Below are 23857 nucleotides of genomic sequence, written 5' to 3'. Positions count from 1 at the left end.
ATGCAATTAAGTAAAAGTAAAAATATAGGTATAGGTTCAGAGAAAGAAAAGAAATTTGGGTTCAATACAATATTTAAATCTAAGATGACAGCAATATTAATAGCAACAGCAGCGTTGTGGATTTTATTTACAATGTTAACGGATGGGAATTTTTTGACAACAAGAAATTTATCAAATTTATTTAGACAAATGTCAATTACTGGGGTACTTGCAATAGGAATGTGTTTTGTAATTATTTTAGGAGAGATAGACCTATCAGCAGGATCAACCCTTGGATTACTTGGAGGAATTGCAGCAATATTAAACGTTTGGTTTGGTTTTTCAGCTATTCCAACTGTAGTAATAACATTAATACTTGGCGTAATTATGGGTGCTTGGAATGGATATTGGATAGCAGTGAAAAATGTACCATCATTTATAGTTACTTTGGGTAGTATGCTTATTTTTAGAGGAATATTAATAGGGATTACTGGAGGAAATACTGTAGCTCCATTATCCTCAGATTTTAAAGCAATAGGACAAGCTTATCTACCAACAGCCCTTGGGTATGTTTTAGTAGTATTAGCAATTGCAGGTTCAGCATATTTAGTATTAAATAATAGAAAAAATAAAATTAAATACAATATTGATGTTAAACCAATGATTTTAGATGTATTTACAATAGCTGGAATTGGAATTGTATCATTAGCATTAGTAGTAATACTTAATGACTATCAAGGATTTCCAATACCAGCCTTCATAATGTTACTTATAGCTTTGATATTAGGATTTGTAGCAACAAAAACTGTTTTCGGTAGACGAATGTATGGAATTGGTGGAAATAGAGATGCAGCAAGATTATCAGGTATTAATGTAAAAAAACATATTATAGTTATATATTCAATACTTGGTTTGCTTTGTGGAGTTGCAGGAATATTATTAACAACAAGATTAAATGCAGGTTCAGTTTCTGCTGGTCAAAGTGCAGAAATGGATGCAATTGCAGCATGTGTTATTGGTGGTGCAAGTTTAGCTGGTGGTAGTGGTACCGTTATTGGAGCCTTAGTTGGTGCTCTTGTAATGGCAACTATAGATAATGGTATGAGTATGATGAATACACCAACGTTTTGGCAATATATTGTTAAAGGTCTAATATTGTTGATTGCTGTATGGATGGATATAGCTTCTAAAAATAAAAAATAATTAATTAAGGAAATATTAATTGTTAACATATTATAGATAACCACAGTGGAACTCATACTTATGCCTACATCCGCCGAAATTGAATACATATTTATTCCGTAGGACTGTGAAAATTTCGCTGGAAGCATTCTAAATGGGAGGTTGCACCCATTATAGTTTGCTCCAAATGTAAAATTTGGACAAACTATAATGGAACAACCTCCCATTAAGAAGCTTCAGCAGCTTATTTTCAATGCCTACTTCACAAATATGTATCCAATTTCTCTGTTGGATATGCTCCTAAGTATAGCAAATGTTGAATATAATACCGAGCATAAGTAAAATTTCAGTTGTGGGTATCTATATAGTAGAGAATAAAATCATTTGTATAACAATAGGTAGTTTATTTAGAATAAACTACCTATTGTTATACAAATTTAATTAGCGCACTTTATTCTATCGAATCTTTATTTTTTAAAATACAGTAAATATTATATTAGCATAATTTAAAAATAATAGATGGTATTTATGAACTCTTTTAAAAACTTAAGAATAGCACAAAAGTTTAAAATAGACATTAGAGATATTAAAAGAAAATAATTATGAAAAAGTTTACTGAAAGATATTGACTAGAAGTAAAAATAGAAGTAAAATGAACTTATTAAAATACATTTAAAAAGTAATTTCAAATCTAAAGTTTGAGATTATATAAAAGCAAGGCATATTAAAAATGGGAGGTTTATCATGAGATATTTGTTAGGATTAGATATTGGAACATCAGGAACTAAGACAGCTTTATTTGATGAAGAAGGAAAAACAATAAAAACTGCTACATATGGTTATGATTTATTTCAACCACAAGTAGGATGGGCAGAACAAAATCCAGAAGACTGGTGGGAAGCGTGTGTTAAAGGTATAAAAGATGTTATCGAAAAAAGTGGTGTACAAGCTTCTGACATTAAAGGTATTGGCTTAAGTGGTCAAATGCATGGACTTGTTTTAGTAGATAAAGATTATAAGGTAATTAGGAATTCTATAATATGGTGTGATCAAAGAACAGAAAAAGAGTGCGATTACATGACAGAAGTTATAGGAAAAGAAAGATTAATTAGAATAACAGGAAATCCTGCATTAACTGGATTTACACTTTCAAAATTATTATGGGTTAGAAATAATGAACCAGAAAATTATGAAAAAATATATAAAATACTTCTTCCAAAAGATTATATAAGATTAAAATTAACAAATATTTTTGCAACAGAAGTTTCAGATGCCAGTGGAATGCAAATGCTAGATATTAATACTAGAAACTGGAGTGATGAGCTGCTTAAGGATTTAAATATAGATAAAAATATATTAGCAGATGTTTATGAATCAGTAGTTGTTAGTGGACATGTCACAGAAGAAGCTGCTAAATTAACAAACCTAGCATTAAATACGCCAGTTGTTGGTGGTGCAGGAGATCAAGCAGCAGGAGCTATCGGAAATGGGATAGTAAGTGAAGGGATAATATCAACAACTATAGGTACATCAGGAGTTGTATTTGCAGCAACTGACACACCAAGATTTGATAAAGAAGGAAGAGTTCATACTTTATGCCATGCTGTACCTAATAAGTGGCACATAATGGGTGTTACTCAAGGAGCTGGTTTATCATTAAATTGGTTTAAAAGAACATTTTGTGCTAAAGAAGTTGAAGACAGTGAAAAGTCAGGAAGAGATATATATGATATCTTAACTGAAATAGCAGCTGCATCAAAACCAGGATCTAATGGAATAGTATATTTACCATATCTTATGGGAGAAAGAACTCCACATATAGATCCAAATGTAAAAGGTGCATTTTTAGGAGTATCTCTAATAAATAATCATGATGATTTTGTACGTAGTATATTAGAAGGTGTTAGTTTTAGCTTAAAGAACTGCCTGGATCTTATTGAAAACATGAATGTAAATATTGATGAAATAAGAGTAAGTGGTGGCGGTGCAGAAAGTAGTGTTTGGAGACAAATATTAGCTGATATTTTTGGGTATTCATTAACTACAGTAAAAGCATCAGAAGGTGGAGCACTTGGAGTAGCAATACTTGCAGGAGTAGGAGCTGGAATATATGATTCAGTAGAGGATGCTTGTAGTAAAATCATAAAAGGAAATTCAAAGGTGGATCCAAATGTTGATTTAAAAGAAGTATATGCTAAAGTATATGCTGTATATAACTCAGCTTATCCTAAAATAAAAGATATTTAATAAAATACATAATAGTGATATTATTTAAGAAAAACTATTATTGTCTATAATAGTAGGCGAGAGGGGTACTTTCAAATTTGATGGAGATAAATCATAGTAAAATAAAAGAAACAAATAGAAAGAAAATAATAACATTATTATTAGAAAAAAATGAAATTACTAAATTAGATATTTCTAGAAAGCTAGATATAAGTATAACAACAGTTTCAACTAATATTACAGAGCTAAAAGATGAAGGCATTGTAGAAGAAGTAGGATCATTAGAATCTACTGGCGGAAGAAAAGCAATTGCAATTAAATTAAATGAAAACTGTAGATACTCCATTGGCGTTGCATTAACACCAAATCATATAAAGATATCTTTGGTTAACTTAAAGAAAAACATTATTGAAAATATAAGAGTTAGACATAAAAATGATGGAATAGAAAATATAATAGTTCTTGCCAATGAAAATATAGGAATAATAATGAATAAATATAGCATAAGTTCTGAAAAATTATTAGGAGTTGGAATTTCACTTCAAGGGACTGTTGACTTTAAGACTGGTATAGTAAAATATTGCTACCTTTTAGGAATAAAGGATTTCAACTTGAAGGAGAAATTTGAACATTTAAATGTACCTATATATGTCGATAATGAAGCCAATTTATCCGCTTATTATGAATTCCTAAATAGAAAAGATATATTAAATAATTTATTATATATATCAATAACAGATGGATTAGGTCTTGGGATAATAATAAATGGGAAGATATATAGAGGCGATAATAATTCCTCTGGTGAAATGGGTCATATGAAAATAGCAATCAATGGTAAAAAGTGCAAGTGTGGAGCTAAAGGATGCTTAGAAGCATATACTTCAATGAATTCATTAATAGATAATTATAATGAAGTATCATCTTGTAATATTTTAGATATAGACGAGTTTGAAGAAAAATATATTCAAAAAGATGAAGTAGCTCAAAAGATATTGGATAAATATTTAAAGACATTATCATTAGGTATATCAAATTTAATTATGATATTGGATCCAAATAGTGTAATTATAGGTGGAGACATAAATAGTTTACTAAAAGATAAAATAGAGGTTGTAAAGAAAAATATTTATAAAGACAATTTATTTACAGATGAAAATAGCTGTAATATTAGTATTGCAAGTTTTAAAGAATCATATTTGTTAGGGGCAGCAATGATGCCCATTGAAGAATTTTTAGAAATTAAATAGTGGAGTGGTGAAAATTACTCTATTAATTCGAAAACTTATCAAATGATATTTAAAAATAATGTAAGCAATAATTAAAGAGGAGATGTTAAGAAAATGAGATTTTTTTTAGACACAGCAAACATAGAGCACATTAAAGAAGCAAACGAAATGGGAGTAATATGTGGTGTGACTACAAACCCATCACTAATTGCAAAAGAAGGCAGAGATTTTAATGAAGTTATAAAGGAAATAACAGAAATAGTAGATGGACCAATAAGTGGAGAAGTTATAAGTGAAGATGCACAAGGAATGATTAAAGAGGGAAGAGAAATTGCTGCAATTCATAAGAATATGATTGTAAAAATTCCAATGACAGCAGAAGGACTTAAGGCAACTAAAGTTTTATCTAAAGAAGGAATTAAAACAAATGTAACTTTAATCTTCTCAGTAACACAAGCATTACTTGCAGCAAATTCAGGAGCAACATATGTAAGTCCGTTTTTAGGAAGAATAGATGATATATCAATGGATGGAATGGAACTAGTTAGAAATATCGCAGATATATTTGCAATTCATGGAATAGAAACAGAAATAATTGCAGCTAGCGTAAGAAATCCAATTCATGTTATTCAAGCAGCACAAGCAGGAGCAAATATATCAACAATACCTTATAGCTTAGTTCTACAAATGATAAAACATCCATTAACAGATCAAGGACTAGAAAAGTTTAAGGCAGATTGGGCTGCAGCATTTGGAAAATAAATCGTACTTATTCGTATAATCGCCGAAATTAAATACATATTTATTCCGTAGGACTGTGAAAATTTCGCTGGAAGCATCTAAATGGGAGGTTGTACCCATTATAGTTTGCTCCAAATGTAAAAGCTCACAGAGAAAGTTCGAAGAACGAAATATAAAATTTCGATTCTCACTTTTTGGACAAACTATAATGGAACAACCTTCCATTAAGAAGCTTCAACAGCTTATTTTCAATGCCTACTACACAAAAATGTATCCAATTTCTGGTTTTAGATATACACTTAGGTGTGGTGAATATTAAATGAAATACCAAATATAGTATAAGTTATATTGAGGTTATCTATATAAAAGTTGATAAAATATATTAGATATTTGCCAAGAATTTAAGAATTTTAGAATTTTAGAATTTGCTTGTAGAATGCGGATTTAGGTAGATATTATAAAAAATAAATAATGCAAAGTGAGGAAAAAAATGAGTAGAGAATTAGATAAGTTATCTATTAATGCAATAAGAGTGCTTTCAGCAGATGCTATTGAAAAATCAAAGTCAGGACATCCAGGACTTCCACTTGGAGCAGCAACTATGGCATTTACACTATGGACAAAAATGAACCATAATGGAAAAAATCCAACTTGGGATAATAGAGACAGATTTGTATTATCAGCAGGGCATGGGTCAATGCTTGAATATTCATTATTACACTTATTTGGATATGGAGTAAAAGTTTCCGATATTAAAAATTTCAGACAAGTAGGAAGTTTAACTCCAGGACATCCTGAGTTTGGTCATACTAAAGGTGTTGAAATTACAACTGGACCTCTTGGACAAGGTGTATGTAATGCAGTAGGTATGGCGATGGCAGAAACGCATCTTGCTGACAAGTTTAATAAACCAAACTGTAGTGTAGTTGATCACTATACATATGCAATATGTGGAGATGGTTGTCTTATGGAAGGGATTTCAGGAGAAGCATCATCACTTGCTGGAACTTTAGGACTTGGAAAATTAGTTGTATTATATGATTCCAATAATATTTCAATTGAAGGAAGTACTGATATAGCATTTAGAGAAGATGTTGCTAAAAGATATGAAGCTTATGGCTGGCAAGTATTAAAAATTGCTGATGGAAATGATATAGATGCAATAGAAAGTGCAATAGAAGCAGCTAAAGCAGAAACTTCAAAACCTTCAATTATAATAGTTAAAAATCAAATTGGTTTTGGATGTCCTGCAAAGCAAGGAAAAGCTTCAGCTCATGGAGAACCACTAGGTGCTGAAAATGTAATTGCAATGAAAGAAAACTTAGGTTGGAAAACAGAACCTGCTTTCTATGTACCAGATGAAGTGTATTCAAATATGAATGAACACATAGAAAAAGGTGTTTCAAAAGAATCAGCTTGGAATAAATTATTCAGTGAATATTCTAAAGAATACCCTGAACTTGCAAAAGAATATGCTGCATGGATGAGTGGTGAAGTTGATAAAGAAGCATTATTAAATAATGAAGAATTCTGGGGCTTTGATAAAGAAATGGCTACAAGAGAATCTTCAGGAATATTGATAAATAGATTAGCAAAGCTCATTCCTAATTTAATAGGAGGATCAGCTGATTTAGCTCCTTCAAATAAAACTTATATGGCGGGCAAAGGAGATTTCTCAGATACAGACAGAGGTGGACAAAATCTTCACTTTGGAGTTAGAGAACATGCAATGGCAGCTATAGTTAATGGTATGTATGTACATGGTGGACTTAAGGTATTCTGTTCAACATTCTTCGTATTCAGTGATTACATGAAGGGTGCTATGAGATTATCAGCTCTTATGAATCTTCCTGTAGCTTATGTTTTAACTCATGATAGCATTGGAGTAGGAGAAGATGGCCCAACTCATCAACCAATAGAACAACTAGCAGCACTTAGAAGTATGCCAAATATGACAGTATTTAGACCAGCTGACTCAAAGGAAACTGCAGCAGCTTGGTATTATGCGGTAACTAATGGAACAACACCAACATCATTAGTTTTAACAAGACAAAAGTTGCCATTATATGATGGATGTCCTAAGAGAGGATTAAAGGGTGGATATATCCTTAAGGATTCTAAGAATGAAACTCCAGATGTACTTCTTATGGCATCAGGTTCAGAAGTTGAATTAATCTTTAAAGCAGCAGCTGAACTAGAAGCTAAAGGAATAGATGCAAGAGTTATAAGTATGCCATCATTCGAATTGTTTGAAGCTCAAGATGCAGCTTATAAGGAATCAATTATGCCAAATAAAGTTCGAGCAAGAGTTGCTGTTGAAGCATTAACAAGTTTTGGATGGCATAAATATGTAGGTCTTGATGGAGATGTTATTTCATTAGATACTTTCGGAGCATCAGGAAATGCAGGTACATTATTTAAGCAATTTGGATTTACTGTAGAAAATGTTGTAGAAAAAGCTACTAAGGTGGTCAATAAATAAAATCCTAAATTTAAGTAGATTTAGCATATTGTAATAAAGTAGATAAGAATTAAATAAAGATGTCTTAAATATTTGTGACTATCAAAATATTGCAATATGTATATAAATATAAGAAATATGAAAGGTAGGGTTAAGATGATTATAAAAAAGGTTACTGACATTGATTTTAAAAAATATGGACAAGTTTTAAAGAACTATGATTGCTCTGAAATAATTGAAAAGATGAAAAGTATTACACCTCTTCCAAGTGATGTAATATATGAACCATCTATTAAAGAACTTGAAGATTTAAAAATTGCTGAAGATTTAAGAGTAAGAGAATTTGGTGAATTACCAATTCAAATAGGATATTGTAATGGCAATAATTATATGCTAAATGCAGTTGAATATCATCGTTCATCTGAAATAAATATAGCAGTAACAGATCTTATTTTACTAATAGGTTGTCAGCAAGATATTGAAGACGATTACTCGTATGATACTGCGAATATAGAAGCCTTCATGGTTCCAGCTGGAACGATAATTGAAGTATATGCAACTACTCTTCATTATGCACCTTGCAATGTACAAGAAGATGGATTTAAATGTGTTGTTGTATTGCCAAGAGATACTAATTTGCCTTTAGAAAAAACAATTGAAAAAGTTAACGAAGATGCATTGTTATTTGCTAGAAACAAGTGGTTAATTGGTCATAAAGACACAGATTTAGGTGAACAAGGAGCATTTATAGGATTGGTTGGAGAAAATATTCACCTATAAAAAGAGTGCGAAGCATAATTAAGAACAATTCACTAAATAAAAAATATAGCTCATAATATCAAATTATATAATAAAGTATGTTTGAAAAAATTAAATTAAATGGAGGAATTAGAAATGAATAATATACCAGAAGTGAAATTAGGAATAGTTGCGGTAAGCAGAGATTGCTTCCCAATGGAGTTATCAGTTAATAGAAGAAAGGCTGTAGTAGAAGCTTATAAAAAATCTAATGGAGATATTTATGAATGTCCAACAGCTATTGAAAATGAAAAACATATGGGAAAAGCTTTAGCAGAAGTTAAAGAAGCAGGTGTAAATGCATTAGTAGTATTCCTTGGAAATTTTGGACCTGAAACTGCTGAAACTTTACTTGCTAAAAAATTTGATGGGCCTGTAATGTTTGTTGCAGCAGCTGAGGAAACTGGAGATAACTTAATTAATGGACGTGGAGATGCATATTGTGGAATGCTTAATGCAAGCTACAATTTAGCACTTCGTAATATAAAAGCATACATCCCTGAATATCCGGTTGGAACAGCAACAGAAGTTGCAGATATGATTTCTGAGTTTGTACCAGTTGCAACTGCGTTACTTGGAATACAAAACTTAAAAATTATTTCATTTGGACCTCGTCCACAAGATTTCTTAGCTTGTAATGCACCTATTAAACAATTATATAACTTAGGTGTTGAAATAGAAGAAAACTCAGAACTTGATTTATATGCAGCATTCAATGATCATGCAAATGATGAGAGAATTCCAGCTGTAATGGCTAGTATGGAAAAAGAATTAGGTCAAGGAAACAAAATGCCTGGAATTTTGCCAAAACTTGCGCAATATGAAATTACATTATTAGATTGGATGGAAGAACATAAAGGATCAAGAGAATATGTTGTATTTGCTAATAAATGTTGGCCATCATTCCAAACACAATTTGGATTTGTACCTTGTTATGTAAACAGCCGTTTAACAGCAATGGGAATTCCAGTAGCTTGCGAAGTTGATATTTATGGTGCATTAAGTGAATATATTGGAACTTGCATCAGCCGCGATGCTGTTACTTTACTTGATATTAATAATTCAGTACCAGCTGATATGTATGAATCAGAAATTAAAGGCAAATTTGATTACACATTAAAAGATACATTTATGGGCTTCCATTGTGGTAACACAGCAGCTTGTAAATTATCATCTTGTACTATGAAAAATCAAATGATTATGGCAAGAGCGCTTGAACCAAATGTAGAACCAAACATAACTAGAGGAACACTTGAAGGGGATATTGTTCCTGGAGATATTACATTCTTTAGATTACAAAGCAATGCAGATGCAGAATTAACAGCTTATGTAGCACAAGGAGAAGTTCTACCAGTTGCAACTCGTTCATTTGGATCTATTGGTATCTTTGCAATTCCTGAAATGGGAAGATTCTATCGTCATGTATTAATAGAAGGTAGATATCCACATCATGGAGCAGTTGCTTTTGGACATTATGGAAAGGCAATTCACAATTTATTTAGATATTTAGGTGTTAAAGAATTAGGATTTAATCAACCTAAAGGTATGCTTTATAAAACAGAAAATCCTTTTGAATAAAATATATGAATAATTAGAAGAAACATTTTTTATGCATTGGTTAATAGAGATATTAATCAATGCATTTTTTTATTTTAGTTGTAAGAACATTTTGTTCTTTGGCTTCAACAATGGAAAGTTCTATTAACGTAGATATAGAAATTTAAAAATAATATTTATTGAAAAAATTTTAAATAGCAACTTGACAAACTGTATTTTGTTGAAATATAATAATATTAGATGAAGGCAATGGAGCATTTATTTATATAGGTGCTCCATTGTCTTTTTTATTTATTATTACTGATATATCAGTGGGATTTCAATGAGAGGAGAGATAAATCTGTGTCAAGTTGATAAGTCATATGCCAAAGAAATATATAAGAAAATTAAATTAGATATTTTAAATTTAAAAATAAAAGATGGAGATTTTCTTACATTAGCTGAATTAGCAGAAAAATATAATGTAAGCAAGACACCTGTTAGAGATGCATTAGGAACATTAGAAATACAAGGATATCTTAAGTCTTTGCCAAGAAAAGGCTATTTGGTAAAAGCTGTAACACAGAGAAATATAAGAGAATCTTTTCAAATGAGGTCTATTTTAGAAATAGCAGCTGTGAATTCAGCAGTTGAGATAGCTAGTGATTCAGAATTAGAAAGTATACTTCAATTGGCTATGAAATTTCCAAACGATTCTCAAAGTGGTGAAATATCAGAATTTAATGAACTAAATGATATGTTTCATATGTTAATTATAAAAGCAACTCATAATTCATTATTAATTGAAACATGTGAAGTAATAATGGAAAATCTTTCACGAATTTTGTTAATGGATTGTAAGAAGTTGGAGTTTATAAATGAAAAAGAAGATCATATAAATATAGCAAAAGCGCTGATTGAAAGGGATAGTAAAAAGGCTGAAGAACTAATGGTAAAACATATTTCACATTTAGAAGCACGATTTTATTCTAAGTAAACAGGGTGTAATATAAGATATAAAATTTAAAGCAAGCTTTTTAATAAAGTAAGAATTCTAAATTATATTTGAATAAAAATTTATAATAATCTAAGAATAGATATAAGGAAGAAGTCTTAGTTTATAAAAATAAAAATTAATAAATAAGGTTTAAAAGCAGATACTGCAATTAAAAAAATATTTAGGGGGAAAAAACAATGAATAAAAAATCATTAGTAGGAATTTTATTAGCATCAGTAATGTCAATAAGCATAATGTCAGGGTGCGGAGCAGCAAAAAACGATTCAGCTAAAAGCAGTGATGGAAACAAGAAATTCATAATTGCATGTGATGCAAAATATGCACCATTTTCTTTTGAAGAAAACACAAAATACAAAGGTATAGATGTTGAAGTGTTAGAAGCAATTGCTAAAGAAGAAAAATTTGAATATGAATTAAAGCCAATGGACTTTAATGGAATTATTCCAGGACTTACAGCTAATCAATTAGATGGAGCTATAGCTGGAATGAGTATTACAGATAAAAGAAAAGAATCTTTAGATTTTTCAGATGGATATTTTGTATCAGGAGTATCATTAGTAGTTAACAAAGATAATACAACAATTAATAGTGAAAAGGACTTAAATGGTAAAAGTGCATCACTTAAAAAAGGTACAGCGGGAGCAACTTTTGCTGAAGAAAATAAAGATAAGTATGCATTAAACTTAAGTTATTTTGATGATTCTCCATCAATGTTCCAAGCAGTTGAAAATAAAAATAATGACTTTTTATTAGAAGATTATCCTGTAATAGCTTACAAAATCAAGGTTGATCCTAACTCGAAATTAAGAATTGCTGGAGAAAAATTAACAAATGTTGATTATGGATTTGCAGTTAAAAAAGGTCAAAATGCTGAGCTGCTAAAGAAATTTAACGAAGGTCTTAAAAAGATAAAGGCAAATGGAGAGTATGATAAAATAGTTGGTCAATATATCGCTAAGTAGTGCATTAAAATGAATTAAGTAATTAAGTAATTATATAAAAAATTTAAATTGAAAGGCTATGAGTTTAAGAAAAAAGAATTTTCTGATTTATAGCTTTTCTTATTTGAATATTAAAATGTTAATAAAAATTTAAATATTTTATTGTAGATGTATACTAAGTTGCTAGAAATGAAATATTAAATATATTTAAATTCATAATTGGAAAAAAGTATATTGAAATTAAGATTGATTTAAAAAACATGTATGCCTTGTGAAATTAGATAAATAAAGGAACCGCTTTGGAGAAAATACTTATTCTGAAGTATAGACATAGTCAAGAATATTGACAGCTTTTGAATTGAACGATATAATAAACTTCATAATGCGAGTTAAAAAATCAGCTTATATTTATTCAATAGAATTAAATAAATTGGATTTTTTGATCTATCTAAAAAATGTAAAGGGGCATAAAAAATGAATAAAAAAACATTAGTAGTTATTTTATTAGCATCGGTAATGTCATTAGGATTAATGGTAGGTTGTGGTGCTTCAAAAAATGATACAAAAGCAGATGGAGTAAATAAAAAATATATAATTGCATGTGATTCAAAGTTTGCACCATTCTCTTTTGAAGAAAAAAGTGCGTATAAAGGAATTGATGTAGAGATTCTAGATGCAATTGCTAAAGAAGAAAAATTTGAATATGAATTAAAGCCAATGGACTTTAAGGGAATAATTCCAGGGCTTACGGCTAATCAATTAGATGGTGCTATTGCAGCTATGTCTATAACTGATGAAAGAAAGAAATCATTAGATTTTTCAGATGGATATTTTGAATCAGGTTTATCAATAGTTGTTAATAAAAATAACACGTTAATTAATGGATTAAATGATTTAAATGGTAAAGCTGTTTCAATAAAACAAGGAACATCAGGAGCTGAATTTGCAGAAAAGAATCAAGCTAAGTACGGATTAAATTTAAGATACTTTGATGATTCTCCATCAATGTTCCAAGCTGTTGAAAATGGAAATGCTGATTTTTTATTAGAAGATTATCCTGTTATTGCATACAAGATTAAAGTTGATAGTGGTGCAAAATTAAAAATTGTTGGAGATAAATTAGATACTGTTAATTATGGATTTGCAGTAAAAAAAGGTCAAAATGCTGAATTGTTAAAGAAATTTAATGATGGGATTAAGAAATTAAAAGAAAATGGAAAATATAACGAAATAGTCGGTCAATACATAGCAAAATAGTAAGGAGAATGGAAAATGGAAATCTTAGGATTGCTAAAAGATAACTTCCCTAGCTTAATTAGTGGGCTTTGGGTAACAATAGAAATTGCAGTAATATCATTGATATTAGCTGTAATACTTGGAATTATTTTAGGAATATGTAGCATAAGTACATCTAAAATATTAAAAGGTATATCTACAGTATATATTGGTATAATTCGTGGAACTCCGCTTATGATTCAAGCGTTGTTCTTATTCTTTGGTGTTGGTCAAGCATTTGGTATAAGATTTGATCCAATGGTTGCAGCTATAATGACGCTTACAGTAAATGCATCAGCTTATATGGCTGAAATATTTAGGGGTGGAATTCAAGCCGTAGATAATGGTCAAATGGAAGCTGCAAGAAGTTTAGGACTTAGCTATTCAAAAACTATGAGAAAAGTTATTCTGCCACAAGCAGTTAAGATTATGATCCCATCTATATTAAATCAATTTATTGTTACACTGAAGGATACTTCAATTTTATCAGTTATAAGTATAAGAGAACTTACTGCAACTGGGCAGATTATAATTGCTAGAAACTATAAGGCACTTGAAATGTATGCAATTGTAGGTTGTATGTATCTTATATTAATTACAATATTAACTTTGGTATCAAGTTATATAGAAAGGAAAATTAGCTATGGTAATAAGCGCTAAAAATCTTAAAAAACATTATGGAAAATTAGAAGTTCTTAAAGACATATCAGTAGATGTAGCAGAAGGTGAAGTCCTTTGTATTATAGGTCCTTCTGGTTCAGGTAAAAGTACACTTTTAAGATGTCTAAATAGATTAGAAGAAATTCAATCTGGTACAATAACTATATTAGGTGAAGAATTAGTAAATAATAAGAATATAGATAAATTAAGAGAAAATATAGGAATGGTATTTCAATCATTTAATTTATTTCCACATTTAACAGTGCTAGAGAATATGATTCTCGCACCTTTAGAACTTAAGAAAATGAATAAAAAAGAAGCCACCGAAAAAGCTATTAGTTTATTAGATAAGGTTGGCTTAAAAGATAAGAAAGATGTTTATCCAGATACATTATCAGGTGGACAAAAACAAAGAGTTGCTATAGCTAGAGCTCTTGAAATGAATCCTAAGATAATGCTATTTGATGAACCAACTTCAGCATTAGATCCAGAAATGGTTGGGGAAGTTCTTAAGGTTATGAAGGATTTAGCACAAGAAGGTATGACTATGGTAGTGGTAACTCATGAAATGAACTTTGCTAAAGATGTAAGTGACAGAGTTATATTCATGGATCAAGGATATATATTAGAAGAAGGGCCACCAGGAGAAATATTTACAGCACCTACAAGTGACAGGTGTAAAGAGTTTTTAGATAAAGTAATTAATAATTAAAAGCATAATTATTAATTAGAAGAAACTGCATATTTTTTTGATTTAACTATTAAAACAAATGCTTTTAATTCTATAGAGTTTGGTTGTCTTGGATATATGAGAGATAATATACCTTATTTCTTTAATAAATCTATAAAACCACATACAATTGATTCACAATTTGATATTGAAGGATTGGATAAGTTACCTGAAGTTTCTATTGCATATTTTAGTATTTGAGCAGATCCTTTAATTATTGATTATTTAGCAGATAAATCAGAAGGAATTGTAATTGTAGGAGCTGGATACGGAATTTTTAGCTCTGCATGGGTAGAAAAAGTTAAATTAAATAGTTGGAGATGAAGTTAATCTGTTTGTAAGGTTAGCTTCATCTTTTTATTTGTATATGTTGCAAAAATAAATCTCCGTTTTAATTTAAGAAATTCTGTAAGGATTTCAACTATAATTGAGCATTTATAATTGCAACATATATATAAATTATATTAAAGAAAATAACAGATCAGTGATGTAATTTATAATTTTGAGCCAGATGAGGGAATATTATTTAAAATATATAGCTATGTTTTACTATAGTGTTGGAATATAGCAAAAAAATATAGATGCGATTATCCACTTATAATGCTCAAAATAAGAATAATACGAATTAAACTTTTAGATAATTCTAATCAAAAATAATCTAAATCTGTTATCTGATCTACTTGTTTTATACTATCTAATACCCATCTCTTTTCATTTCTTATAAATTTCCAATATTCCTCAAAATGAACATCTCTAGAGACTTTTCCTTTTATTACTTCATTAGTTTCTTCATTTACTGTATAATCTTTGGATTTTGCCTTTATATGAACCCATATATAGTCTTTATTAATTCCAGCAAAATCTTGTAACCCTATAGGCGTTGCATCTAATAAAATCATATTTTCAAGAATATTTTTTTCTTTCCTTATTTTCATCTCTTCAATTTGCTATCTAGTTTTGATAACTCTTCCATTGTCTCAATACTCTTATCTTTCTTTTTAGCTAATCTTGCTTTTCGAATAATTATGTTTGCAAAAATAATAACAGCAATTAATATTACTATAATTATTATTGTTTCTATTAAAGTAGGGTGTTCTGATGTACTACTAGAGGATGAACTGTTATGGGATGTACTGCTATGAGATGAGCTACTGTGAGATGAACTTGACCTTCCGCCGCCTGCTCTTGCAAATGCAATTGTTTGTCCACTAAATATAAAAACTAATATTAATATCACAAATACATATCTAATTTCGGGATATATACATAAACCTAGTTTTCACTAAGGATATCCATATTAGCACGCTGACTTGTTATTTATTTGAATATACCTAAATATAAATTGTCAATTAAAAACTTAGCAGTCATATAATAAATTAATACACTATCAAAAAATAATAGATTGGTATGCTAGTTTGTTATTTTCTTTCATGTGTCTTAAATAATAGGAGTGTGAATTGACTGTATGGGTGAAAATTGTACAAGAAGTAAAGATTTCATTAAAAGAATATTGAAAACAGGCAAACTAATTGAATTTGATGAAACTTCAAGGATAGTTTTAATAAGTGATGCTCATAGAGGAGATGGAGGATATGCAGATTCTTTAAGGCAAAACAGAAACATTTATAAAGCTGCCCTTGGATTTTATTATGAAAATGGCTATAATTTAATTGAGCTGGGTGATGGTGATGAGTTATGGAAAAACAAAGATTGTTTAGATATAGCTTATAATTATAAAGATATTTTTGAAATATTAAATAAGTTTTATGAAAAGGATAGGCTATGTTTAGTTTTCGGAAATCATGATATAGTTAAATCGAATCCGGAATTTATAAAAAAACAAGAAAAGCTTTTTGAGAATACAAGTTATGGTTTTGGACGTGAAATGATGAGTCTTTATAGTAATATAAAATTTTATGAAGGAGCTGTACTTAAATTTACTCCTTTAAATAAAGATATAATTGCATTTCATGGACATCAAGTTGATTTAATTAATTGTGATATGTGGAAAAGTAGCAGGTTTTTAGTTAGATATGTATGGAGATTCATGGAAGGAATTGCTGGATTTAAATCTCCTATTAGCCCTGCAAGTAATTACAATAAAGGAAATAAAATAGATATTATACTAGAAAAATTAGCGAGAAAAGAAAGAAAAATGATTATTTGCGGACATACACATAATGATATATTTCCAGAGCCAGAAGAAGGTCTTTATTTTAATGATGGATGTTGTGTATTCCCATCAGCAGTAACTTGTATTGAAATAACTAATGGGGAAATTTCTTTAGTTAAATGGGAAATAGAAGTTGGCAGTAAGGATATTTTGTATATAAATAAAAGTATAACAGGAGGACCTGAAAAAATATGGAAATATTTAGAGTTTGCTAGAAGTCTTTAGTAAAAAATGCTTTAAGAAATAGGAGAGTAATATGAATAAATTAAGTGGTAAAGTTGCACTGATTACAGGCGCATCAAAAGGTATTGGAAGAGCTATAGCTATGGAATTTGCAAGACAAGGCGCAAGTGTAATAATAAATTACTGTGCAGATGATGAAGGCGCAAAAGAAACTTTGGAAGAAGTAAGAAAAGTAAATGGATATGGAATTATAATAAAAGGGGATATATCCTCTTTTGAAAAGTGCAGAATAATAGTTGAAGAAGCTTTGAGAATCATGGGCAAAATAGATATATTGGTAAATAATGCTGGCATAAGTCAAATTGGATTATTTATGGATGTTACAGAAGAAGAAATTCAAAGAATTGTAAGCACTAATCTTTTAGGCGCAATGTATTTAACAAAACATGTTCTTAAAGGGATGATTTCAAGAAAAAATGGAAACATAATAAACATTTCTTCTATGTGGGGAGAAGTGGGAGCATCTTGTGAAGTATTGTATTCAGCTACGAAAGGTGGACTGAATACATTTACAAAAGCCCTGGCAAAAGAAGTTGCTCCTTCAAATATAAGAGTAAATGCTATTTCTCCAGGAGTTATAGATACAAAAATGAATTCATTTCTGGGAGAAGAAGAAAAAAAATCCCTAGAAGAAGAAATTCCTCTAGGGAGATTTGGAAATTCGAGTGAAATAGGAAAACTTGCAGTATTTTTATGCAGTGATGATTCTTCATATATAACAGGGCAAATCATACGTGCAGATGGTGGATTTATTTAATCATATTTTTGTTCTAGTATTTTTTGTCTTATTCTAAATCATTTTCATGGGATACGATTTTTTCTAAGTAGAAGTAAAATTCTACTCCCTCATCAATGTTTTGAAGATTAAATTCACTATTGTGAAGAAGTAAAATATTTTTAACTATGGATAAGCCAATGCCGGTACTGTTTTTTTGAGTTCTTTCTCTAGATTTGTCTAGCCTATAAAATTTATCAAAAAGTTTACCTATTTGATCTTCAGGAACGGTTACACCCATATTTTGAACTGATATTTTAAATTTATCTAATCCTTCTTCAATGTTTATATTAATATCATTCTTTGGAGGAGTATATTTAATAGCATTTGTTATAAGATTAGTGAAAACTTGCTCCATTTGGAATGGATCTGCATAAACATAGCTATAAGGCGTTGAAGAATTAAAGTTTACATTAAATTTATTTTCTTCAAAGTCAGGTTTATGCTTTTTAAGTACTTTTGCAATTAGTCTATTTATGTTAATAGCTTCAGGATTTGGTTTAATAGTTCCAGATTCAAGTTTTGAAAGTTCCAACATATTAGTAACTAAAACACTCATTTTTTTAGATTCATCGATTATGGTTTCTAAATACATGGTGGCATCTTCGCCAGATACAATACCATCTTTAAGTCCTTCTGCATAACCTTCTATTATCCCAATTGGAGTTTTAAGTTCGTGACTAACATTGTCTGTGAATTCTTTTCTCATATTATCTAATTGTCTTTCTTTTTCAATGTCATTTTCTAGCTTTTTATTTTTCTTTTGTAAATCAAGAAGTGCAGTTTGAAGATTTTCAGATAAAATGTTTAAGGAGTTAGCAAGACTACCTATTTCATCTTCTCTATTAGTTTGACAAACTACAGAAAAATCCATTCTAGACATTTTATTTGCAACATAAGTTAAAGTTACAAGAGGTTTAGAAATTAAATTAGAATAAATTAAAGCAAGTACTATAGAAATAGTGATTAAGCCCCAAAACAAATATATAAAAAATTCACGCATAACTTCAGAAGCTTCTTTTATAGGCTCAATAGAAGATACACAATAAATAATGCTATCATTTTTACTACTTAAGGACATAGGACTAACTACTCCAATTTTCTTTAGGCCACTACTTTTATTATAAAAAGATTTAGACTTAGTTTGAGAATATGTAATAGCTTCATTTATTAAATCTTTATCATTAATTAGCTCTTCACCAAAAGCAGTAAATGTTTCAAGATTATCCTTATTATCAATAACATTATTGGAAATATATATAAACTTATCATTTGAAGCGACAATAACTTTAGCATTATTATCATTTTCAAGCTTTTGAAGAGCTTTATATAAGTCAGAATTATTATCGATGTTAAGAGAATATAAATCATGAAATTTATTAATTTCTTTAACTAAGGACTGTGTTTTTTTATAAGAATAAAAACTTTCAAAGAAAAAAGCTTGTGCAAAATATGTTATAAGCATTAAACCGAAAATTAGAGATAAGGTTATAATAAATAGTCTTTTAGATAAACTGGTCTTCATTATTTCGCCTCAAATTTATATCCGCTACCACGAACAGTAACTATATAATTTGCCTTATCCAATAATTTTTCACGAAGTCTTTTAACATTAGTGTCTACAGTACGAATGTCTCCATAATAATCAATACCCCATACATTGTCCAAAATATTATCTCTAGTTAATGCAATGCTTTGATTAGTAAGTAAATAAATTAAAAGCTCATATTCTTTTGGGGACAATATTATTTCATTTCCATCAATTTTAACTTCATGAGAAAGTTTATTTATAGTAAGACCATTAAAATCTTGAGAGCTTGAATCTAAATTTTCCCTAGTCCTTTTTAAGAGTGCTTTAACTTTAGCAATTAAAACCTTAGGACTAAATGGTTTTGTCATATAATCATCAGCACCAAAATCATACCCTTCAAGTTTATCCTCTTCCTCGCTCTTTGCAGTAAGTAAAATTACAGGAACAGTAGAGACTGCTCTTAATTTTTCAAGCATAGTTAATCCATCCATAATAGGCATCATTATATCTAAAAGCACCAAATCAATTTTTTCAGAGCTAAATAAAAATAAGCCCTCTTCACCATTTGAAGCTTCAAAAACATTAAAATCTTCTTTAGTTAAATAATCTCTAAGTAAAAACCTAATTCTAAGTTCGTCCTCAACAATTAAAATAGATTTTCTCATTATTATGTCATCTCCCTTCATATATATATATAATTAATAATATAACATAAATAAGGCAATTAGATTACAATTGTACAGTAATGTAAGTTATATTGATTAAATTATATTATAATATTAGAAATATCAATATAAATTTATTAAATAAAAGATATGTAAAGAAAAATATTTTAGAAATTATCGTTTTAAGCTATAAAGAATATATTTGTTACGGTATAATATTTATACATATAATATTATATACAATTAGGAGATTAATAAATGATAAAATTAAATTTTGATGTAAAGAGACATACTTTAGCAAATGGGCTAGAAGTAATAACAATAAATAAAGATACTCAGATTGCAGCTATAAATATAGGAATTAAAGTTGGAGCATTATATGAGAACCTAGAACAAAAGGGTATAAGTCATTTTATTGAACATACATTGTTTAAAGGAACTAAAAATAGAAGTGATGAGGAACTTAATGAAGAATTAGAAGCATTAGGTGGAGAATACAATGCTTATACAGATTATGATGAAACCGTGTATACAATTAGTTGTTTAATGGAAGAATTTAAAAATGCAGTAGAACTTTTAGGTGATATGATAACAAATCCAAAGTTTGATAAGAATGAAATTGAAAAAGAAAGAGGAGTTATTTTATCAGAAATAAGGATGAGTAAAGATGATATAGAAGATTTAAGCTTTAAAAATGTAAATAAAATTGCATTTGTTAATAGTGCCCTTAAATATGAAGTGACTGGACTTGAAGAAAATGTTTCGAGGTTTACTAGAAACGAAATATTTTCGTTCTATACTAAGCATTATACACCAAGAAATTCACTTATAACTATGGTATCATCTTTAAGTCACGAAGAAGCAATTGAATTGGTAGAAGATAATTTTAAACTCTGGGAAGGTGAAAAACCTAAGCCTATAGATATTATAAAAGAAAAAAATAAGGAAGTAACAGAAATAAGCTATAAAAAAGATATTGAACAAAGTACTATAGTGTATTTATACACTTTTGATGAACTGGAAAAGTCTGATGAGCTTCCACTTAGAATACTAAATCATAGACTTGGAGAAAGTTCAAATTCACTACTTTTTAGAGAAATAAGGGAAAATAGAGGATTAGCTTATGACATTTATACTCATCTTGAAATAACTAATAGCATAAAAACTCTTTATATATATACTGCAGTTAGTGAGGAAAATGTTGATGAAGCAAAAGATGCAATTGATGAGACTTTAAAGAGTTTAGTTGATGGAAAAATTCAAATTGTAGATAAGGATTTAAATATAATGAAGAAAGTTCATAAGACAGCAGTAATATCAACTTTAGAGGATTCTTCAGAATTATGTAATTATATGCTTCATCAAGCTTTAGAAGATGAAGATATATTTGAATTTGTTAAGGATATGGACAGACTAAATAACTTAGACATGATTAAAATAAATGAAGTGGGTAAAAAAGTCTTGAAAAATCCAACTGTTCATATACTAAAATCAAATTAACGAATTTAAATTATAGATGAAGGTGAAAATAAAGAATTATGGCGATAATAACAAAAATAGAAATTCAAAAAAGAAATAAAGAAAGGGTTAATTTATTTTTAGATGGTGAATATGCATTTTCTCTTTCAATAGAGTTAGTTTATAAAGAAGGTCTTAATAGAAATGATGAAATAGATTCGGAAAAACTCAAAATTTTAGCGGAGCATGAGAGCCAAATAAGATGCAAAAATTCTGCTTTAAGAATCATTGAAAAAAGCTGTAAAACTGAAAAAGAGGTTAGAGATAAGTTAATACTAAAGGGGTATGAAGATAACTCTATAAATAAGAGTATTAAATTTCTTAAAGAATACAATTTCATAAATGATAGTAATTATACAAAGGCATTTATACGTGAAAAATTAAAGTCTCAAGGGAGTCAGAAAATTAAATATACTCTAATTCAAAAGGGTATATCTAAAGAGAATATAGAAGAAGAATTATCTGATTTAAATAAGGAAAATGAAAAAAATATTGCACTTAATATAGCAAAGAAAAAGTTTGATATCATAAAAAAGAAGGAAAATGATAATTATAAAATTTCAGGTAAGCTATATAGATATTTGATTTCTAAAGGATATGAATATGATATTACAAGTGAGGTTGTTAAAGAAATTATGTCATTAGATGAGCTTTAATATACATTAAAGATAAATAATAACTTACAATAATATTATAATTTTTGGTATAATAATATATAGAGTAAAAAAATTTAGGCGTAATTTTATATTATAGATAAAATTTAATAAGATAAGGATATTATTTGTGGAGGAATAATCATGAAAGAGAGTAAATTTTTACTGGTGATTGCTGGAATTCTTTCGGGATGTGTTCAAATAAGTGTAATTATTGCAATGTTGGTGTTTCCTAATATAACATTTAATTCCACTGCAGTGAGTTCCTTTTCAGAAAATGGATTGAAACAAGATTTTTCATCTAATGATGATAGTGAATATAGCAAACGCGAGAATAGTGGATTTTTTAAGAATATACAATCAAGTAAAAGCAAGTCTTCTAAGGCAATTATTATTTATAATGGAATTACTATAGATGATGGGATAAAATCAAACGAAAATATTAATAATAAAGCAGTTGAATTAACAGAAAATGCTACAAGTGATAGAGAAAGAGCTAAAATTTTATATACTTGGATTGGAAGCAATATAAAGTATGATGATGCTAAAGCGGAACAGGTAATAAATGGAAATCGTAAAATGCCAGAAAGTGGCGCTATATGTGCTTTTGAAAAAAGATCAGGTATATGCTTTGATAAAGCATGTCTTTATGTAGCCATGTCAAGAGCTATAAATCTTAAAGTAAGAATAATAGGTGGCCAGGCATTTGATGGTACACAATATGTAGGTCATGCATGGAATCAAGTTTATTTAAATGACGAAAATACGTGGATAAATGTAGATACAACCTTTTATGATGGAGGAAATTATTTTGATTCAAATCTGTTTAATAATCATAATGTAGAAGAAATTGCTGGAGAATGGTAATAATACAATATTTTATTAATGTATATATGTTCTAATTAACAATTTACAATTGATTCCCTTTATGGGTAGTATGTGACCAATTATGGATGAAATTTTTACAAAATTTCTTAAATTTGAAATGAAGAATAAATTTTTAAATATATACAATATTATAGAGTTTTAGATGGTTAAAACATACAAATGCATTGTGCATTTAAATGTGTGCTAAATTATTTTTTTATGAAGCTTTGAAATAATAAGGTCAATAGCCTTTTCACAGTCTTTGTCATTAGGATCTATTGACCAAGCTAGATTGAAAAGACGCAAAGCAGTATTAAGACATTCTTTCATAACATAGCAATATCCTAGATTAAAAAAATATTTACTTTCACGTTTAAGGGTGATTGCTTTATTTAACATTATTATTGCATCATCAAAATTTTTTAGTTTAATAAAGCAAACACCACAATTATAATAGGAGCAGGCTTCATTTGCATTTTGGGATGCAGATTTTTTATAACAATCAATAGCTTTTTCATAATCTTGTGTATTATAAAATTTATTTCCTTCATTAAAATAATTCATTTGTTTCCTCCAAAAATAAAATTGTAAATATTGCCCTAAATACTTTATAATTATAGACAGTAATTTAAATAACTATACATATGAACTTATTAATT

Annotated in this window: 23 protein-coding genes; 18 read left to right on the top strand and 5 right to left on the bottom strand. The window is 28.9% G+C overall.

All coding sequences use genetic code 11. The features are described 5' to 3' along the window. The 13 genes from psyc5s11_RS19950 (at window position 1) to psyc5s11_RS27930 (ending at window position 14974) form a co-directional block, all read left to right on the top strand. Window positions 1-1182, top strand: a complete 1182-nt coding sequence (locus tag psyc5s11_RS19950; RefSeq protein WP_224034232.1) for a sugar ABC transporter permease — start codon at window positions 1-3, stop codon at window positions 1180-1182. Window positions 1183-1905: 723 nt separating this feature from the next. Next, entirely contained in the window at window positions 1906-3408 is a 1503-nt protein-coding gene (gene xylB, locus psyc5s11_RS19945; RefSeq protein WP_224034231.1) for a xylulokinase, read from the top strand. A gap of 77 nt (window positions 3409-3485) precedes the next feature. Then, window positions 3486-4634, top strand: coding sequence for an ROK family transcriptional regulator (locus psyc5s11_RS19940; protein ID WP_311196381.1), 1149 nt, complete (start codon window positions 3486-3488; stop codon window positions 4632-4634). 93 nt (window positions 4635-4727) lie between these two features. After that, window positions 4728-5375 carry a fructose-6-phosphate aldolase gene (gene fsa, locus psyc5s11_RS19935; RefSeq protein WP_224034230.1) on the top strand — a complete coding sequence of 216 codons (648 nt, stop codon included), beginning with the start codon at window positions 4728-4730 and terminating at the stop codon, window positions 5373-5375. Between the two features lie 469 nt (window positions 5376-5844). Then, window positions 5845-7836: a transketolase gene (gene tkt / locus psyc5s11_RS19930; RefSeq protein ID WP_224034229.1), complete on the top strand. Its 1992-nt coding sequence runs from the start codon at window positions 5845-5847 to the stop codon at window positions 7834-7836. A 135-nt stretch (window positions 7837-7971) separates the two neighbouring features. Continuing rightward, complete coding sequence (locus psyc5s11_RS19925) at window positions 7972-8595, top strand: DUF4867 family protein (protein ID WP_224034228.1); 624 nt, start codon at window positions 7972-7974, stop codon at window positions 8593-8595. Window positions 8596-8709: 114 nt separating this feature from the next. Next, entirely contained in the window at window positions 8710-10191 is a 1482-nt protein-coding gene (locus psyc5s11_RS19920; protein ID WP_224034227.1) for an L-fucose/L-arabinose isomerase family protein, read from the top strand. Between the two features lie 301 nt (window positions 10192-10492). Continuing rightward, window positions 10493-11146, top strand: a complete 654-nt coding sequence (locus psyc5s11_RS19915; RefSeq protein ID WP_224034226.1) for a GntR family transcriptional regulator — start codon at window positions 10493-10495, stop codon at window positions 11144-11146. Window positions 11147-11343: 197 nt separating this feature from the next. After that, a complete protein-coding gene (locus tag psyc5s11_RS19910; protein WP_224034225.1) occupies window positions 11344-12129 on the top strand; it encodes a transporter substrate-binding domain-containing protein in 786 nt (261 codons plus the stop codon). A gap of 453 nt (window positions 12130-12582) precedes the next feature. Beyond that, window positions 12583-13365 carry a transporter substrate-binding domain-containing protein gene (locus psyc5s11_RS19905; protein WP_224034224.1) on the top strand — a complete coding sequence of 261 codons (783 nt, stop codon included), beginning with the start codon at window positions 12583-12585 and terminating at the stop codon, window positions 13363-13365. Between the two features lie 15 nt (window positions 13366-13380). Further along, window positions 13381-14043 carry an amino acid ABC transporter permease gene (locus tag psyc5s11_RS19900; RefSeq protein WP_224034223.1) on the top strand — a complete coding sequence of 221 codons (663 nt, stop codon included), beginning with the start codon at window positions 13381-13383 and terminating at the stop codon, window positions 14041-14043. Beyond that, window positions 14027-14755: an amino acid ABC transporter ATP-binding protein gene (locus tag psyc5s11_RS19895; protein ID WP_224034222.1), complete on the top strand. Its 729-nt coding sequence runs from the start codon at window positions 14027-14029 to the stop codon at window positions 14753-14755. Before psyc5s11_RS19900 ends, psyc5s11_RS19895 begins: the two co-directional genes overlap by 17 nt. A 96-nt stretch (window positions 14756-14851) precedes the next feature. Next, window positions 14852-14974: a hypothetical protein gene (locus psyc5s11_RS27930; RefSeq protein ID WP_258712365.1), complete on the top strand. Its 123-nt coding sequence runs from the start codon at window positions 14852-14854 to the stop codon at window positions 14972-14974. 446 nt (window positions 14975-15420) lie between these two features. On the opposite strand, the gene psyc5s11_RS19890 is transcribed toward psyc5s11_RS27930, so the two are convergent. Together psyc5s11_RS19890 and psyc5s11_RS19885 are read right to left on the bottom strand one after the other, a co-directional pair. Then, window positions 15421-15708 carry a Tim44 domain-containing protein gene (locus tag psyc5s11_RS19890; RefSeq protein WP_224034221.1) on the bottom strand — a complete coding sequence of 96 codons (288 nt, stop codon included), beginning with the start codon at window positions 15706-15708 and terminating at the stop codon, window positions 15421-15423. Continuing rightward, entirely contained in the window at window positions 15705-16010 is a 306-nt protein-coding gene (locus tag psyc5s11_RS19885) for a hypothetical protein (RefSeq protein WP_224034220.1), read from the bottom strand. Before psyc5s11_RS19885 ends, psyc5s11_RS19890 begins: the two co-directional genes overlap by 4 nt. 228 nt (window positions 16011-16238) lie before the next feature. On the opposite strand from psyc5s11_RS19885, the gene psyc5s11_RS19880 reads away from it, so the two are divergent. Both psyc5s11_RS19880 and ymfI read left to right on the top strand, forming a co-directional pair. Next, a complete protein-coding gene (locus tag psyc5s11_RS19880; RefSeq protein ID WP_224034219.1) occupies window positions 16239-17171 on the top strand; it encodes a metallophosphoesterase in 933 nt (310 codons plus the stop codon). Window positions 17172-17202: 31 nt separating this feature from the next. Further along, window positions 17203-17946 (top strand): elongation factor P 5-aminopentanone reductase, encoded by a 744-nt coding sequence (gene ymfI, locus psyc5s11_RS19875; protein ID WP_224034218.1) that lies wholly within the window; start codon window positions 17203-17205, stop codon window positions 17944-17946. 28 nt (window positions 17947-17974) lie between these two features. On the opposite strand, the gene psyc5s11_RS19870 is transcribed toward ymfI, so the two are convergent. Both psyc5s11_RS19870 and psyc5s11_RS19865 read right to left on the bottom strand, forming a co-directional pair. Continuing rightward, complete coding sequence (locus psyc5s11_RS19870; protein WP_224034217.1) at window positions 17975-19489, bottom strand: HAMP domain-containing sensor histidine kinase; 1515 nt, start codon at window positions 19487-19489, stop codon at window positions 17975-17977. Beyond that, window positions 19489-20160, bottom strand: a complete 672-nt coding sequence (locus psyc5s11_RS19865) for a response regulator transcription factor (RefSeq protein WP_224034216.1) — start codon at window positions 20158-20160, stop codon at window positions 19489-19491. The genes psyc5s11_RS19870 and psyc5s11_RS19865 overlap by 1 nt, the downstream gene beginning before the upstream one ends. 258 nt (window positions 20161-20418) lie before the next feature. Here psyc5s11_RS19865 and psyc5s11_RS19860 point away from each other — a divergent pair, with 258 nt between their 5' ends. The 3 genes from psyc5s11_RS19860 (at window position 20419) to psyc5s11_RS19850 (ending at window position 23198) form a co-directional block, all read left to right on the top strand. After that, window positions 20419-21660 carry a M16 family metallopeptidase gene (locus psyc5s11_RS19860; RefSeq protein WP_224034215.1) on the top strand — a complete coding sequence of 414 codons (1242 nt, stop codon included), beginning with the start codon at window positions 20419-20421 and terminating at the stop codon, window positions 21658-21660. A gap of 38 nt (window positions 21661-21698) precedes the next feature. Further along, entirely contained in the window at window positions 21699-22334 is a 636-nt protein-coding gene (gene recX, locus psyc5s11_RS19855) for a recombination regulator RecX (RefSeq protein WP_224034214.1), read from the top strand. Window positions 22335-22475: 141 nt separating this feature from the next. Then, window positions 22476-23198, top strand: coding sequence for a transglutaminase-like domain-containing protein (locus psyc5s11_RS19850; RefSeq protein WP_224034213.1), 723 nt, complete (start codon window positions 22476-22478; stop codon window positions 23196-23198). A 204-nt stretch (window positions 23199-23402) separates the two neighbouring features. Here psyc5s11_RS19850 and psyc5s11_RS19845 read toward each other — a convergent pair whose 3' ends face one another. After that, window positions 23403-23762: a tetratricopeptide repeat protein gene (locus tag psyc5s11_RS19845; protein WP_224034212.1), complete on the bottom strand. Its 360-nt coding sequence runs from the start codon at window positions 23760-23762 to the stop codon at window positions 23403-23405. Window positions 23763-23857: the final 95 nt, after the last annotated feature.

The organism is Clostridium gelidum (assembly GCF_019977655.1).
GTDB lineage: Bacteria > Bacillota > Clostridia > Clostridiales > Clostridiaceae > Clostridium > Clostridium gelidum.
Note: the sequence above shows the minus strand (reverse complement) of the source record. Positions and strands in the feature narration are given on the sequence as shown.